Annotated in this window: 17 protein-coding genes, 1 pseudogene and 1 riboswitch; of the genes and pseudogenes, 16 read left to right on the forward strand and 2 right to left on the reverse strand. The window is 38.3% G+C overall.

Annotation, left to right across the window (positions count from 1 at the left end):
* The 4 genes and pseudogenes from J3U69_RS04215 to J3U69_RS10430 all read left to right on the forward strand — a co-directional run.
* Positions 1 to 1155 (forward strand): sensor histidine kinase, encoded by a 1155-nt coding sequence (locus tag J3U69_RS04215; protein WP_220220650.1) that lies wholly within the window; start codon positions 1 to 3, stop codon positions 1153 to 1155.
* A gap of 43 nt (positions 1156 to 1198) precedes the next feature.
* Positions 1199 to 2767 (forward strand): UDP-N-acetylmuramoyl-L-alanyl-D-glutamate--2,6-diaminopimelate ligase, encoded by a 1569-nt coding sequence (locus tag J3U69_RS04220; RefSeq protein WP_267413140.1) that lies wholly within the window; start codon positions 1199 to 1201, stop codon positions 2765 to 2767.
* A 17-nt stretch (positions 2768 to 2784) separates the two neighbouring features.
* Entirely contained in the window at positions 2785 to 3531 is a 747-nt protein-coding gene (locus J3U69_RS04225; protein WP_267413141.1) for an aspartate/glutamate racemase family protein, read from the forward strand.
* A gap of 201 nt (positions 3532 to 3732) precedes the next feature.
* Positions 3733 to 3825: pseudogene (locus tag J3U69_RS10430) on the forward strand (IS3 family transposase); the annotation flags it as partial.
* A gap of 88 nt (positions 3826 to 3913) precedes the next feature.
* Here J3U69_RS10430 and J3U69_RS04230 read toward each other — a convergent pair.
* A complete protein-coding gene (locus J3U69_RS04230; protein ID WP_267413142.1) occupies positions 3914 to 4966 on the reverse strand; it encodes an SLAP domain-containing protein in 1053 nt (350 codons plus the stop codon).
* A gap of 655 nt (positions 4967 to 5621) precedes the next feature.
* On the opposite strand from J3U69_RS04230, the gene J3U69_RS04235 reads away from it, so the two are divergent.
* From J3U69_RS04235 to ribH, 6 genes are all read left to right on the forward strand, one after another.
* On the forward strand, positions 5622 to 5753 hold the full coding sequence (locus J3U69_RS04235) for a hypothetical protein (RefSeq protein ID WP_258562415.1): 132 nt from the start codon (positions 5622 to 5624) through the stop codon (positions 5751 to 5753).
* 195 nt (positions 5754 to 5948) lie between these two features.
* Positions 5949 to 6152, forward strand: a complete 204-nt coding sequence (locus J3U69_RS04240; RefSeq protein ID WP_220269087.1) for a hypothetical protein — start codon at positions 5949 to 5951, stop codon at positions 6150 to 6152.
* Between the two features lie 80 nt (positions 6153 to 6232).
* A riboswitch (FMN riboswitch) is annotated at positions 6233 to 6369 on the forward strand.
* A 115-nt stretch (positions 6370 to 6484) separates the two neighbouring features.
* A complete protein-coding gene (gene ribD / locus J3U69_RS04245; protein WP_267413143.1) occupies positions 6485 to 7540 on the forward strand; it encodes a bifunctional diaminohydroxyphosphoribosylaminopyrimidine deaminase/5-amino-6-(5-phosphoribosylamino)uracil reductase RibD in 1056 nt (351 codons plus the stop codon).
* Complete coding sequence (locus J3U69_RS04250; protein ID WP_103752879.1) at positions 7541 to 8146, forward strand: riboflavin synthase; 606 nt, start codon at positions 7541 to 7543, stop codon at positions 8144 to 8146.
* A gap of 11 nt (positions 8147 to 8157) precedes the next feature.
* The gene (gene ribA / locus J3U69_RS04255; protein WP_267413144.1) at positions 8158 to 9384 is read left to right on the forward strand and encodes a GTP cyclohydrolase II; all 1227 of its coding nucleotides are present in this window, start codon (positions 8158 to 8160) and stop codon (positions 9382 to 9384) included.
* 1 nt (position 9385) lies between these two features.
* Positions 9386 to 9859, forward strand: coding sequence for a 6,7-dimethyl-8-ribityllumazine synthase (gene ribH, locus J3U69_RS04260; RefSeq protein WP_103752881.1), 474 nt, complete (start codon positions 9386 to 9388; stop codon positions 9857 to 9859).
* A 71-nt stretch (positions 9860 to 9930) separates the two neighbouring features.
* Here the strand turns inward: ribH and J3U69_RS04265 are convergent, their stop codons facing one another.
* Positions 9931 to 10578 carry a ribulose-phosphate 3-epimerase gene (locus tag J3U69_RS04265; protein ID WP_267413146.1) on the reverse strand — a complete coding sequence of 216 codons (648 nt, stop codon included), beginning with the start codon at positions 10576 to 10578 and terminating at the stop codon, positions 9931 to 9933.
* 172 nt (positions 10579 to 10750) lie between these two features.
* Between J3U69_RS04265 and J3U69_RS04270 the strand changes: the two genes are divergently transcribed.
* Genes J3U69_RS04270 through hxlB form a run of 6 tightly spaced genes read left to right on the forward strand, consistent with a single transcriptional unit; the run spans position 10751 to position 14512 of the window.
* Positions 10751 to 11209, forward strand: coding sequence for a PTS sugar transporter subunit IIA (locus tag J3U69_RS04270; protein WP_267413147.1), 459 nt, complete (start codon positions 10751 to 10753; stop codon positions 11207 to 11209).
* Positions 11210 to 11223: 14 nt separating this feature from the next.
* On the forward strand, positions 11224 to 12558 hold the full coding sequence (locus tag J3U69_RS04275; protein WP_220232701.1) for a PTS galactitol transporter subunit IIC: 1335 nt from the start codon (positions 11224 to 11226) through the stop codon (positions 12556 to 12558).
* Between the two features lie 18 nt (positions 12559 to 12576).
* Complete coding sequence (locus J3U69_RS04280) at positions 12577 to 12867, forward strand: PTS sugar transporter subunit IIB (protein ID WP_220220659.1); 291 nt, start codon at positions 12577 to 12579, stop codon at positions 12865 to 12867.
* The gene (locus J3U69_RS04285) at positions 12864 to 13388 is read left to right on the forward strand and encodes a YjbQ family protein (RefSeq protein WP_220269091.1); all 525 of its coding nucleotides are present in this window, start codon (positions 12864 to 12866) and stop codon (positions 13386 to 13388) included. Before J3U69_RS04280 ends, J3U69_RS04285 begins: the two co-directional genes overlap by 4 nt.
* Entirely contained in the window at positions 13381 to 13977 is a 597-nt protein-coding gene (locus tag J3U69_RS04290) for a KpsF/GutQ family sugar-phosphate isomerase (RefSeq protein ID WP_220220661.1), read from the forward strand. The genes J3U69_RS04285 and J3U69_RS04290 overlap by 8 nt, the downstream gene beginning before the upstream one ends.
* Entirely contained in the window at positions 13970 to 14512 is a 543-nt protein-coding gene (gene hxlB, locus J3U69_RS04295; RefSeq protein WP_267410212.1) for a 6-phospho-3-hexuloisomerase, read from the forward strand. Before J3U69_RS04290 ends, hxlB begins: the two co-directional genes overlap by 8 nt.
* The last annotated feature ends 5 nt before the right edge of the window (positions 14513 to 14517 follow it).

Raw genomic sequence — 14517 nt, forward strand, 5'->3', positions numbered from 1 at the left:
ATGAAAAAAGAACGTGTCAAGTTAACAGCCGCGGAAAAAAGTGAACTTTTCGCTGAAGGCGTAATTACGGTTGTATTATTGTTGCTGCTCAATTTATCAATCGTTATTTTAATCAATCTGACCATTCTGCAAAATAAAAACTTGGTAAACGGTATTTATTTTTTAAAGAAAACAATTACTTTTGCTGGTGGACGGCATCTCTGGTCTTGGCAAAACACCTTTTTGGTAATTATGGGCATCGGGGATTTAATTGTCCTTTATTGGCGACTCATCAGGCGCTATCACCAGATGCAGTTGCGTCACGTTATTTCAGAATTGCATTATATTGCTCAGGGTCATTTTGATCACACCATTTCTTTTAAAGTGAAAACAGACCTGCAAAAAGTTATCGACTCGATTAATTCGCTAGTTGATAGCACGGTAACTGCTATCAATGAAGAAAGAACAATTGAAAAGTCCAAAGATGAATTAATTAGTAATGTTTCTCATGATATTAGAACGCCGCTAACCTCAATTATTGGCTATTTGGGCTTATTGAAATCAGGGGTCTCGGATCCTGAAGACCAGCAAAGATACCTCAATATTGCGTACATGAAAGCCGAGCAAATGAAATCACTTGCTCATGACCTGCTTGAATATACGACACTTAAGTCAACTAGTACTAAGCTTAGTTTGTCTTCTTTACACATCTTTTCGATGCTAGAACAAGTTGCTGCTGGCTTCGAATTTGAAGCGGATGAAAAGGGAATTATTTTTAATATTGAAACAAGACCTAAGGACCTAACGATTCAAGCCGACCCAGAAAAGCTTGTCAGAGTCTATAATAACTTGATTTCTAATGCTTTAAAATATGGTACTGGGGCAACGCAAATTAACTTGATAGCTAATTTAGTCAATAACAATGAAGTTGAACTGCGGGTAGAAAATAACGGTGCACGCATTCCAGAAGAATCATTAAAAAAGATTTTTGAGCGTTTTTACCGGATGGAGACTTCCCGAAATACTAAAACTGGCGGAACTGGGCTCGGGCTCTCGATTACTAAGAGTATTGTCGACTTGCATCATGGCAAAATTCACTGCGAATCAGATGATAATTGGACACGTTTTATCATTTGTTTGCCATTAGATCCAAAGAATGCAAAAACTCACGCCTAGCTGTGATATAATTTTGACTAGATAACTAATAGAGGGGTATAGCATGAGTATTTCTTTAAATACCTGTATTTTAATTTTAAAAGAACATCACCTGCTTAAGTCTAGTGCAGTTCAAGATACGGTGATTACGCGGATGGAATATGTTTCCTATGATTCACGTGATATCCAAACTAATACCTTGTTCTTCTGCAAAGGAGCAGGTTTTCGACCAACTTATTTATCAATGGCAAAAGATAACGGTGCTAATTGTTATGTTGCTGAACAGCCTTATCCGGAAGGAAAAGGAATGCACGCCTTGATTGTACGTGATGTTGCCAAAGCAATGGCCTTGTTATCGGCAGCATTCTTCCGGTTTCCACAGGATGATTTATACGTAATTGCCATTACTGGAACTAAGGGTAAGACAACGACGGCATACTTTTTAAAGGGGATGCTTGACCAAGTTAATGGCGGCAGAACGGCATTAATTTCTTCCGTTAATAATGTTGTGGGGCAAAAACCAGAAGATACGTTCAAGTCTAGCCTGACCACACCAGAATCACTTGATTTGTTCCGTGATATGCGTAATGCAGTCGATAATGGCATGACTCATTTAGTAATGGAAGTTTCAAGTCAAGCTTATAAACGTAACCGGGTATTTGGCCTAACTTATGATCTCGGGTTCTTCTTGAATATTTCTCCAGATCATATTGGTCCAAACGAGCATCCTAATTTTGCGGATTACTTACACTGCAAGCTGCAGTTATTGGTTAATGCACGTAAGTGTATAATCAATGCACAAACTGCGCACTTTAACGAAGTTTATGCGGCTGCTACCACTACGACTGATCCTGATAGCATTTATTTATTTGCTGATGAGAAGTTTGAAAATCCTACTTTACCGCAAATAATTGATTTCCGGTATTCTTCTGAAGAACTTGATATGGCACGGACTAAGTTCAAAGTTTCATGTATCAGTGACCAAGCTAAAAAGCTAAAAATTGCGGGTGATTACGAGCTAAAGATGTTGGGTGATTTTAATGAGTCCAACGGAACAGCTGCTGTGATTGGTGCAGGCTTAGCTGGAATGGAACATGATGCTGCTGCTAGGGGCATTCGCGATGTTAGTGTTCCCGGAAGAATGCAGACAGAAGTAACTAAGGACCATGGTGTAGTAATTGTTGATTATGCGCACAATGAAGCCTCAATGATGGCACTGATGGGCTTCATGCAACGTGAATTTGATAATCCAAAAATCATTGTGGTTGTCGGTGCACCTGGAGATAAAGGCGTTTCTCGCCGTCCTGGCTTTAGTAAGAGCTTGAATGCGTACGCCGACAAGGCCTTCTTGACTACTGATGATCCCGGCTTTGAGGATCCACTAGAAATTTGCCAGGAAATCGATGCTGGTATCGATCATTCAAAAGTGGACGTAACAATTGAACTTGACCGGCAAAAGGCCATTCACGATGCAATCAGCATGGCGAAAAAAGGTGATGTTGTTTTAGTCTGTGGCAAGGGCGAAGATGGCTTCCAGAAAGTACGTGGTATTAATACCCCTTATCCTTCAGATATTACTGTTGCTCAGCAAATAATTAACGAGTTAGAAGGACAAGACGAGCACTTTAATTAGTGAGAAAAGCAGAACATATGAAAAACTTTTTTACCATTCTTGGCGGAATGGGAACGATTGCGACGGAGAGCCTAGCTCGCCAATTAAATCACCGAATTAAGATTACTAAGGATCAGGACTACTTAAATTACATTTTGGTCAATGATGCTCAAATTCCTGATAGAACAGCATATATAAAAGATCATTCGCAACCTAATTTCTTTCTTAATTTGCGTGAAGATGTTTTACAGCAAGCGCAACTTAAGCCAGATTTCTTTATTATGCCGTGTAACACGGCACACTATTTTTATGATGACTTGGCAGCGCTGACCGATGTTCCTTTCTTGCATATGATGCGGATTGCTGTTCACCGGTTTGTGCAAGATTACCCGGACGAAACAAAAATTGGTTTAATTGCGACTGAAGGATCAATTTATGATCATCTTTATGTTGATGAATTAGCCAAGGTAGGGCGAAAAGCTGAATTAGGCGGCCCAGAAATTCAGCCGTTAGTAACTGAATTAATCTACGACAACATCAAGCAAAAGGGTGTTGTTGATGCTGAGTTGTATCACCGCATATTGCGCAAAATGCATGATGAGTATGGCTGCGAGGTTATTTTGCTGGGTTGTACCGAGTTATCTTTGGCACAAGAAAAAGCGCCAGACCACCCGTATAATATAATTGATCCCCAATCAATTATTGCGGATGTGGCAATTGAATTGGAATTAAAAATTCGTGCAGGAATGGCTCCTACAGAAGCTGTAAAAAAATATTTATACTAAATTGCTTTTTCATTATTGCTTGCTAGATTAACAATAATAATTAAATAAAGAAGACTAAAATGATATAAACCCCGAAGTTAGAACAACTTCGAGGTTTTTATTATGGCTAAATTATCTAAGCAAGATAAAATTGAAATTTTCAATCTTTGGCGTATTCAAACGGGCAATACTCTACGGCTTTAAAACTAATTTAAGAATGTAAACGAACTTGAAGAAGCAATCCCAAAATATATTAGTCACTATAACAAGCAAAAAATCAAAGCAAAACTAAAAGGACTAAGTCCGACTAAATAGCGGAAGTTAGTCCTTAGTTGAAATTTATTATACTGGCCTAAATTTGTGGTTCACACATGTTTTAGCATAGACTCTTTTTAATTTACATTTAGTTAAAATGACTGGATGTACTTACTATGAAAGTAACACCATTAGAAACATAACCATTATAGTTGGTTGTTGCCAAACCGATACCAATGGTTTTAAGTGAAGCCTGTTTTAGAATATCTCTGTGAGCAAAATTTGACGAAGCATCCTTATAAACAAGTTGTTGAAATGCTTCTTGTGCCATTTTCTGAGGGTTATTATTTATAACTAGAGTTTCTAGCTCACCATAATTTGTACCTTTTGCACCAGCGTGTTTGTCAGATACCTTATATTTGTCATAATGCTGAGCATCTTGAACAGCTCTTGAGACATCATAATCATATCGACTGGTGACATAAGTTACTTTTGTGGCAATTCCTTGATTTGCCCGCCAGTCATTGACAAGTTTTTCAAAGCACCTTGCAGTTTCTTCGATAGTGTTTCGGTCTAGAGCTGTCCCGCTCGGAAGATTACTTTTCATCTGTTTTTCAGAGCTAATACTGGTATTATCAACTTCAATACTAGTATTATCATTTGGATCGTCCCAGTTGGCTGAAGTTGGGACTTCTTTATCTTCTTTTACCTTTGATTTTTGTGTATCGCTTGATTTTACCCAGTTTTGGTACTTAATGCGATACCACGTATTCCCATTATTGTCATTATAAGTTTGATAGACATTTTGTTTTCCCATCAGTGTATAAAGTGAAGGCTTACCATTAGGCTTTGTATAAAATTCAGCGTCATCTTTCAAATATACAGTAAATAAAACTGGATCCTTATCTTCTTTAGGAGGAATCACAGTATTAACTTTCTTAATATAGCGACCCTTTCCAATTTTGTAAAATGTTTTTCCTTTAATTGATCTTTTGCCGAAAGTCTTAAGGTATGTTCCTCTTTTTAGCGAAGCTTTTCCCTTTCTCTTTCCGGTGGAAGAGTACACATAAAAATTATGTCTTAATTGCACTCTGGGAGAAGAGGCAGCCGAAACAGAGCTCGGATTTTGTTGTAATGTTACAAGACCTAAACCAATTAAAAGACCTGATGAAATCTTAGTAATAGATTTCTTATTTATCATAAAGTTCTCCTTGTTCAAATTAGAATAAATAGTTTATATTCTCTATTTTAGACAATAAAAATTTAGAAGTCAGAAAAAAGTTGAATTTTTGAAAAAATGGAACAGAAGAATATCATTTCCAGGGTCTTGGTCTGTTTATACTATAGCAGCTGAATGCATCAATTATTGAGCCGCAAAATGGAAAAATAGTAACTTCAATCACTGATAGTTATGGTAAAGAATGTGGCAAAGTTACAGTTATTCGAAAGGGTGAAAGTTTATTAATACGTTCTAGTGGAATTCAGTCTTTTGATGTTAAGCTTTACTGCGCTGGCAAAGAAATTGCGACCTACAAGAATCTAACGGGAGAAAGTAGGTTAACAATTGAATAGTAATTTTAAGACCAAGATCTTTAACGCAAAAGATTTAATGCCGTTTAATTAAGGTTTCCAACTTTTCATCTAATACCTTACTAATTTAATGCGATGAAAATAATAACTTAAGTATGACAACTGATGGGGTGGCTATGAAGGTACCACGAAAGTTTTTATTTAAAAATCTTAAAAGCAAAACTTACTTAATAATATGGTATATACTTGATGTATATTGAGAATAAAAAAGTATAATTTAAGAAGAATCAATATTTACTTAAATGGTTTTTGTAGGAAGTGGTTAGATGAGAAAAAATAAAAACTTGAATAACGGTGAAGACACAATTGATGTATTAGAAACCGTAGGCTTGATCCTGACGGTTGGACAAGTGATTGTCACGGTACTTAATTTTCTTCGTCGATTCAAAAAACAATAAATATTAACCGTTAGAACTAAAGACTAAATTAGACTATTAATTGTTGCTTGACAGTTAATAGTCTTTTTTTAGCGAAACCAAAGTGTCAAATAATCATAAAAGTTTAATTTTGCCTTAAAAAATCGTTGACATTTATTCATTATGATAGTACTGTATTAGATAAGTAGTACAGCTAAACTTTTAGGAGGGAATACCATGCTTTACCTGTTATACGTTTTAATCGGATTGTTAATAATTGTTTTGACTGATTTACTTGTGACGGCTTGTATGACACTAAATGACATTTACCGTTATCGTCATGAAGATAGGTTAGAATTTATCACCGCTTTTAAAAAATATTTTAGTAAAAACAATAATCTCCCTCTTAAAGCTTCAGATTGGAAACTTAAGCGGGAATAATTGCAGCTAGCTTTTCAATTCTTTTTGCTGGGTCTATTGACGCAATCAAATTAGTATATTATTCTGTAACTAATTGAATACGGTTTCTTCGGGGCAGGGCGAAATTCCCTACCGACGGTGACAACCAGTAAGGTTGAAGTCCGTGACCCGCGTACGCGCGGTGGAACTAGTGCAAGTCTAGTACCGACAGTTAAAGTCTGGATGGGAGAAGAACAAATTAAGCTAATTTAATCTTAGCGTTGTTTTTAAACTTCGCTGAAATCTTATTTAATTAGAAAATATTAGTGCCTCGTTGATTCTGAAAATCAACGAGGTTTTTTTGTGCTTAGGAAGTGAATTTTTTGCAGGATACAGACTATATGGAAATAGCAAGCAAAGAGGCCGTTAAGGCACTGGGAATGACATGGACCAATCCTTTAGTTGGTGCGGTTATTGTTAAAAACGGCCAGGTCTTAGCTTCCGGCTATCATCATCAATTTGGACAAGAGCATGCGGAAGTTAATGCACTTAATCAGCTAGACGATATCAAACAAGCTCAAGGTGCAACACTTTACGTGACGCTGGAGCCGTGCAGTCATTACGGTAAGCAGCCGCCTTGCTGCCAAAAAGTAGCTGAGGCCGGAATTAAAGAAGTGATTATCGGGCAAATTGATCCCCACGGAATTGTGGCTGGTAAAGGAATTAAGTATTTAAATGAGCACGGCGTTAAAACCAAGGTGCTAGGGGGAACAGAGAAACTAAACAAGGCATATAACTTCTTTTATCAGCATCACCGACCACTCGTAACCTTGAAATATGCAATGTCACTTGATGGGAAACTTAATGGTGCAGGAAAAGCGCGCACGCTTCTGACTGGCCCTAAAGCCCAGTACGATGTGCAAAAGCTGCGCTTGCACCAGCAGGCGATTTTAATTGGAGCGAACACATTGCGAATTGATAATCCGCAATTAACGGTACGAATAAAGGCTTTACCACAGCCGCCCATTCGAATCATTTTAACGCATGATGCAAATCAACTTGATTTAACGCAGAATCTGTTTAAATTACCTGGCCCAATTTGGCTACTTAGTCAGACCGAGTTAAAGGGCAAGGCCCAGGCCAATGTGCATTGCTTTGTCTCTCACAAATGGACGCCCCAAAAAATTGGTGAGCTTTTAGCTGAACGTGAAATTCAGTCGCTATTAGTTGAGGGTGGCAGCAATCTGTTAGCTGAGTTTTTGGCAGCCGGATTAGCTGATCAAATAGTTGCTTATATTGCTCCAATAGTATTGGGCGGAACCGCTCTGCCTGTAGCCGTGGGTGCAGCACTCACACAAAAATTGGAGTACCAATTAATAGCTGTCCAAGAGCTAGGACAAGATATTCGGATTACGGCAAGGAGAAAATAAATGTTTACAGGAATAATTCAGGCAACTGGTAAAATCACTCGGTTAGAAATTACCGAAAAGCACGCTAAGCTAGGCATTTCGGCCGCTGAAATTGCGAAGCAAAACTTGCCACTTGGCGCTAGTGTTGCGGTTAATGGAATTTGTTTAACCGTGACTTCTTGGCAAAATAATGAGTTTACGGTTGATGTAATGCCGGAAACGATGAAACGGACTAACTTAGGTAAGCTGACTAACGGCAGCTTAGTTAACTTGGAGCCATCGCTCTCCTTGAACGGCAAGCTTGATGGTCACCTTGTAGCTGGTCATGTTGATACTACGGCAGAAATTATTAGTAGAAGTGAAAATGAAAATGCAATTGAATTACGTTTTAAGGTACCGCATAAATATGATCCTTATTTAGTTGAAAAAGGCTCGGTGGCAATTGATGGTATCAGCTTAACGGTGACGATGGCACAAAATGACGAATTTGGCGTAAGTCTGATTCCTTATACCATTGCTAATACCACCTTGGCGCATTATCACGTTCATGATCAGGTTAATCTTGAAATGGATATGATTGGACGTTATGCGGTAAAGCAAATTCAGGCATGGAAAAAAGAATTTTAATGGAGCAAAAAATGGACGAACAATTAGAACAAAAAATGAAGAAAATTTTACGGCACATGCTAAAGGGTGGATTAGTGATCGTTGCCGATTCCCCTCAGCGTGAATCTGAGGGCGATATGATTGGCTTAGCCGAAAAAGTAACTCCCGAAGCAGTCAATATGATGATTAGCAAAGCTCGGGGACTTTTATGCGTGCCGATGAGCAAAGCATTTGCGGATAGACTTCAACTTGAACCGATTGAAACGGGGTCAAATGATACTTTTGGCACAGCATTTACCTTAAGCGTTGACTCGACAGAAACTACTACTGGAATTTCTGCTTTTGACCGGGCAAAAACAATCAAGAAGTTGGCTAATCCTGATAGTCAATGGGATGATTTCTACCATCCTGGTCATGTATTTCCGCTTGTAGCTAAAGAAGGTGGAGTTCTAGAACGAACTGGTCATACAGAGGCAGCTTTAGACTTAGCTCGCTTAGCTGGTGTGGCCCCAGTTGGGTTTATCTGTGAATGTATTAAAAAAGATGGTCATATGGCGCGGCGAAAGGATTTAAAGGCCTTAGCAGAAGGCTTGGGAATACCATATTTAACCATTGAAGAATTGATTGAGTACCGTAAACACCATGAAGCAAAAGACTTGGATATCGAATCTTTTACTAAAGTTGACTTCCCGACGAAATATGGTCACTTTCAGCTTGAGGGTTTTAAAGACAGCGAACACCCAGACAAGGAGCCAACTTTACTTATTAGCAAGGGTGATATTAAGCAAGGAAGCCCATTGTTGCTGCGGCTTCACAGTGAATGCTTGACTGGTGACGTATTTGGCTCAAAAAGGTGTGATTGTGGCGCTCAATTAGCTGAGGCCTTAACTAAAATAGAGCAAAACGGTTCAGGTGCGGTATTGTACTTGCGGCAAGAAGGCCGGGGGATTGGACTTACGAACAAATTGCGCGCTTATCAATTGCAGGACCAAGGAATGGATACGGTCCAGGCAAATCAGCATTTGGGCTTGCCCGTAGATGCTCGCCGATACGACATTGCTGCCGAAATTTTACGCCAAAAAGGAGTAAATGAAGTTGAATTAATGACAAATAATCCTGATAAGGTCGAGCAATTGGAAAATTATGGGATAAAAGTTACTAAGCGCATTCCCGTCGAAGTTGGAATGACCGCAGAAAACAGGGATTACTTGAAAACTAAGAAACATGCGATGAACCATTTATTAAGTGAGGTTGATTAAAATGAAGGAAATTACGGGAAATATTGCGGCTGGTCAAAATAAAAAAATTGGTATTGTTGTTGCGCAATTTAATGGCGTTGTGACTGATCGCTTACTTGAAGGGGCTATCGGTCAATTACATAAGTCAGGTGTTAAGGACGACAATATCGTAGTTGTTCATGTTCCAGGTGCCTTTGAAATTGCCCGGACAGTTAACTGTTTAGCAAAAAGTGGCAAAGTTGACGGCATCATTGCTTTAGGTGCAGTTATTCGTGGAGCGACCGCTCACTTTACCTATGTTTGTGAAGGAACAACTGCGCAGCTTGCCGCAGCCACTGCTAATGGTAAAGTTCCTGTCATGTTTGGTGTTTTGATGACTGATACGGTTGAACAAGCCACCGATCGTGCTGGTGGAAAAGCAGGCAATAAGGGGGCAGAATGTGCAACTGATGTTTTAGAAGTACTGAACTTAGAAGAACAGATTAACCAGATTTAGCCAAAATACATTACTACTTAATTTGCGCCATTAAAATAGGCCATTTCTCCTGAACGAGAAATGACCTATTTTTACTTGCTTTTTAATTTGGCAATCTGTCCTGCCAAATTATCTTTAAAAATAAAAGATCCGACAACTGCAATATCTAAGCCAGCTTTTGTCAGTTTAACAATATTGTGATCATCAATACTGCCATCTGCTTTGATTTGGTAATGATAATTATTTTGCCGTCTTAATTCGTCTAACAGCTTTACTTTTTCGATTGTTGAGTCAATAAAGTTTGCACCGCTTGTTCCCGGATCAACCGACATAACCATTACTTGGTCTACTAATCTAAGGACAGGGATGATTGTTGAAACAGGTGTCCCGGGATTGATAATCACCTCGCATTTTTGACCCAATTTTTTAATTAAAGTTAAAATGCGGTGAATGTGCGGTGTCGATTCAACATGAATACCAATTATTTCCGTTGTTGGGAAAATATATTGCTCAATTAAAGTTTCAGGCTTTTCGACCATCAGATGAATATCTAATGGAATTTGGCAGTTTTGACTAATTTCTTGCACAAGTTTTTGACCAAAATCAATTTCAGGTACAAAATGACCGTCCATTACATCAATATGAAGAAAATCAGCGCGGGCACTAGCAAGGCTCTTCAGGGTTTTGTCTAAATTCAATTTCGGTCCGCTGTGTAGTGAAACAGCTATTTGACACATCATACATCACTCCTTTACTACAACTTTTAAACCAATATGATGTCTAAACCAAAATAAAATTTGCCTAGTTAAGGTGAAATAAGTGGCACCCGTATTTTCCCCTTAACGTGCAAATCTTGTTTTTATTCTTTGTGTGATAGCGCTTAATATTTGAAGATAGAAAGGCGGATGAGGAATGTTCTTTAATCAAAAAATTATTAAGCTGCAAGCTGATGTGCAAAGCAGCACGGAAATAATCACACTGCTTGCCCAGATGCTAAAGCAAAAAACAATCGTTAAGGATAACTATTTAACTCATGTTTTGGCTAGGGAAAAGAATTTCCCAACGGGTTTACAACTTGAAAATGGAATTGGAGTTGCTATTCCCCATACTGATTCTGAATATGTTAATACATCTCAAATAGCGGTAGCGACTCTAAAAAAGCCGGTTGTCTTCAAAAGCATGGTTAATAAGGCAGTTGACGTAGAGGTTAGTTTGGTGTTCATGATCGCGATGAGTAAGCCGCATGAACAAGCCCAGCTTTTAAGTAATCTAATGACTTTTTGCCAGAATAAGCAAGCAATTGCCGAGTTATTGGCCGAAAGAAATCCCCAAAATGTAGAGCAAATTTTAAATAAGTATGATTTGAAATAGAAGGAGTGAAGAAAATGTTTGTACAGGCAATCCACTGGTTCCTAAATTTAGGCTCAACAGTTGGTATCCCAATTATTATTATCATTTTGGGCCTAATTGTAGGCCTAAAGCCAGCCAAGGCGTTAATTTCGGGATTAACTTTGAGTGCCGGCTTTATTGGGATGAATATGGTGGTTAATATGATGGCCACCGATTTACAACCAGCAATCAAGTTGATGGTGACGCGTTACCATTTATCTCTAAGTATCATGGATGTTGGCTGTGGTGTTGGTGGTCCTCTTGCTTTTTCAAGTTCACTTGGGGTTTTAGCAATTCCGTTAACCATCTTAATTAACTTGATCCTAGTTTGGGTTGGTTTAACTAGAACCTTAAACGTTGATATCTGGAATTTATGGCAACCAACATTTATTGGTTTGCTCGTCTGGGCGGTAACCGGGAATTATGTATATGGCATTATTGCTTTAGGCGGTGGCTTCTTACTTGAATTGCTTTTAGCAGATTTGATGCAGCCGATCACGGAAAAGTTTTTCAACTTACCGGGTATTGCAGTAACTCATACGATGGCACTTTCAGCTACTATTCTAGCGGTTCCTTTAAATTGGCTATTTGATAAAATTCCAGGTTTCAATAAGCTCGATGCTAGTCCTGAAAAAATTCAAAAGCGTTTTGGCGTTTTGGGCGATCCCCTTGTTATTGGCTTTATCGTAGGTGTAGGTATTGGCCTATTAGCAGGATTCGATTTTGCCGGTATTTTACAACTGGGAGTTGAAATGGGTGCAACTCTTAAGATTATGCCAAAAATGATTTCCATGTTTATGGAAAGTCTGACCCCGATTTCTTCAGCTACACAAGAATTTACTAAAAAGCACTTGCGGGGCAAGAAAGTCAATATCGGAATGGATGCAGCTTTGACTGTTGGACATCCAGCTGTCATAGCAACTAGTGTTTTAATGATTCCTATCTCGTTATTTTTAGCAAGCATTTTACCAGGTAATAAAGTTTTGCCTTTAGGGGATTTAACACTTTATGTTTATGTTTTCACACTATTAGTTGGTGCATTTAAAGGCAATATTATTAGAAGTTTAATTGGTGCCACAATTTACTCAATTCCAATGCTCTATCTGTCAACCTGGCTTTCGCCCCTTGTTATGAAGAGCTTTAAGTTAGCTAACTACAGCATTAATACTAAAGGAGCATTTTCATTTGAGCTTTCTGGTTTGTGGACCAATGCAGCGTTTGTATGGATGGCTCAGAATATGGGCTTAATCGGACTAGTTATTTTAATCGTTGTTTTATTAGGATTGCTTTTTTACTTAAATGTAGTAAAGAAATTTAATGTTAATGAATAATAAGAAAGGTGAATAATAATGAAAAAAATGCTAATTATGTGTGGCGCAGGCCATGCTACATCAACAATCGTTCATGCAAAGGTAAATGATTGGTTAAAGGAAAATAATTTTGCCAATGATGTTGAAATCAAGCAGTCTGCAGTTAGTCAAGAAGTCGATAATATTCAAAATGGTCTTTATGACATTGTTATATCGACGACGATTGTTCCGGATGCTATTAAAGACCGAGTAATCAACGGGGTAGCTCTGTTAACAGGAATTGGAACAGAGCAGGTTTGGGATCAAGTAAAGGCAGCGCTTGAATCATGACATTTTACTATCAAGAAATTCAATTGGAAACCGTCTCGGGCAGGCCATCTTATCACATGATTACGGATCAGGTTAAACAAATTGTGGCTGATAGCCAAGTTCAAAATGGTCTTTGCTTGGTTCAGACTGTACATACTACTTGTTCAATTTATTTTGATGAGTACATGCATGACCGCAACTATTATGATGATGATTTTCTTCAAGTGGATCTTAATCATGTTTTAGAAAAAATTGTTCCCCGCCAAACCACGGAAAATTATCCTTATCTGAGTCCTGGTCCCAAGCACATCGCTTATGGTATGAAAAAGACGGACCCAAATTATCCAGCAGTTAAGTGGACAATGTTAAATACTGATGGGCACTTAAGAGCAGATTTGTTGGGCTCAAGCATTTGTTTAGGGGTTCGGCAAAATGAGCTATTGCTGGGAGCAGTTGGTCAAATTTTCTTCGTTGATTTTGATCAGACAAGAGAACGTCAACGAAAGATTGAAGTTATTGTTTTAGGAGAACAAAATGAATAGTTATTCGGAATTGTTCCAAATTGAGGGTGAAGAAATAAGTGCCCTAGGGCAAAGTATTGCCCCAGATGAGATTACTCATCTGGTAACGATTTTAAAAAAGAATACTCATAATGTTTTTCTCACCGGTTGTGGCACCTCGGCAATGGCAGCCAGAAAAATTACTCATACACTGAATGTAGTTGGTCTAGCTGCTTTTTATTTAAATCCTTCGGATGCGGTTCATGGCGGCTTAGGACAAGTTAAGCAAAATGATGTAGTTATTTTTATCTCAAAGGGTGGCTCAACTAAAGAACTGACCAGCTTTGTTGCTAATATTGAATTTAAAAAGGCCAAAATTATTACTATTACGGAAAATCTTGATTCAGTTTTAGCTCAAAAAGCGGACTTGGCTGTCCAAATTAAGGTTAAACGCGAACTAGACAAATTTAATTTGTTAGCTACTACCAGTACTTTGGCTGTTATCTCTTTGTTTGATGTAATTGCTGTTTTGTTGATGCAAGAACAACATTTTTCTAAAAATGACTTTTTATTAAATCATCCTGCTGGCAAAGTCGGTAAGCAGCTAGCAAAAGAGGTTAAAAATGATTAAAGAGTTTGCTCAAATTTGTACAGAATTAACTACTATTAATTATGATTTATCAGAGCAGAAAGCACAAAAAATTCTACAACTAATCTTTTCTGCTAAGAGAGTTTTCCTGTCAGGAGAGGGTCGAAGCGGTCTGATGATTCGCGCACTCGCTAACCGCTTGACGCAAGCGGGGTTACAAGTTCACGTTGTTAGTGAGATCACCTGTCCGGCAATTAATGCTGAAGATTTGCTAATATTGAATTCTGCTAGTGGCACGTCCACCTTTTTACTCGGACAGGCTAAAAGCGCTAAGCATGTGGGAGCAACGATTTTGACTTTTACAGCTAAAAGGACTGCTCCTTTAAGTCAAACAAGTGATGAAGTTATTGTCATTGAGGCGCAAACAAAGGACACTAACCAGAATTCTGTCCAGCCAATGGGAAGTTTATATGAACAAGCCTCATTACTGCTTTTCGATAGCTTAATTTTAAAGGCATTGCATGCTAATTTGATTACAACTAGGCAATTACGGGATACACACTCTAATTTAGAGTAATTAAG

This window comes from Lactobacillus sp. B4026 (genome assembly GCF_026535825.1).
GTDB lineage: Bacteria > Bacillota > Bacilli > Lactobacillales > Lactobacillaceae > Lactobacillus > Lactobacillus panisapium.

What these genes read in the sequence shown, in the direction of transcription:
- ribH (WP_103752881.1), top strand. Translation starts at nt 9,386, where the DNA reads ATGAAGGAAATTACGGGAAATATTGCGGCTGGTCAAAATAAAAAAATT.
- hxlB (WP_267410212.1), top strand. Translation starts at nt 13,970, where the DNA reads ATGATTAAAGAGTTTGCTCAAATTTGTACAGAATTAACTACTATTAAT.
- ribA (WP_267413144.1), top strand. Translation starts at nt 8,158, where the DNA reads ATGGACGAACAATTAGAACAAAAAATGAAGAAAATTTTACGGCACATG.
- J3U69_RS04285 (WP_220269091.1), top strand. Translation starts at nt 12,864, where the DNA reads ATGACATTTTACTATCAAGAAATTCAATTGGAAACCGTCTCGGGCAGG.
- J3U69_RS04265 (WP_267413146.1), bottom strand. Translation starts at nt 10,578, where the DNA reads ATGATGTGTCAAATAGCTGTTTCACTACACAGCGGACCGAAATTGAAT.
- J3U69_RS04270 (WP_267413147.1), top strand. Translation starts at nt 10,751, where the DNA reads ATGTTCTTTAATCAAAAAATTATTAAGCTGCAAGCTGATGTGCAAAGC.
- J3U69_RS04240 (WP_220269087.1), top strand. Translation starts at nt 5,949, where the DNA reads ATGCTTTACCTGTTATACGTTTTAATCGGATTGTTAATAATTGTTTTG.
- J3U69_RS04215 (WP_220220650.1), top strand. Translation starts at nt 1, where the DNA reads ATGAAAAAAGAACGTGTCAAGTTAACAGCCGCGGAAAAAAGTGAACTT.
- J3U69_RS04250 (WP_103752879.1), top strand. Translation starts at nt 7,541, where the DNA reads ATGTTTACAGGAATAATTCAGGCAACTGGTAAAATCACTCGGTTAGAA.
- J3U69_RS04225 (WP_267413141.1), top strand. Translation starts at nt 2,785, where the DNA reads ATGAAAAACTTTTTTACCATTCTTGGCGGAATGGGAACGATTGCGACG.
- J3U69_RS04230 (WP_267413142.1), bottom strand. Translation starts at nt 4,966, where the DNA reads ATGATAAATAAGAAATCTATTACTAAGATTTCATCAGGTCTTTTAATT.
- J3U69_RS04280 (WP_220220659.1), top strand. Translation starts at nt 12,577, where the DNA reads ATGAAAAAAATGCTAATTATGTGTGGCGCAGGCCATGCTACATCAACA.
- J3U69_RS04220 (WP_267413140.1), top strand. Translation starts at nt 1,199, where the DNA reads ATGAGTATTTCTTTAAATACCTGTATTTTAATTTTAAAAGAACATCAC.
- J3U69_RS04275 (WP_220232701.1), top strand. Translation starts at nt 11,224, where the DNA reads ATGTTTGTACAGGCAATCCACTGGTTCCTAAATTTAGGCTCAACAGTT.
- J3U69_RS04290 (WP_220220661.1), top strand. Translation starts at nt 13,381, where the DNA reads ATGAATAGTTATTCGGAATTGTTCCAAATTGAGGGTGAAGAAATAAGT.
- J3U69_RS04235 (WP_258562415.1), top strand. Translation starts at nt 5,622, where the DNA reads ATGAGAAAAAATAAAAACTTGAATAACGGTGAAGACACAATTGATGTA.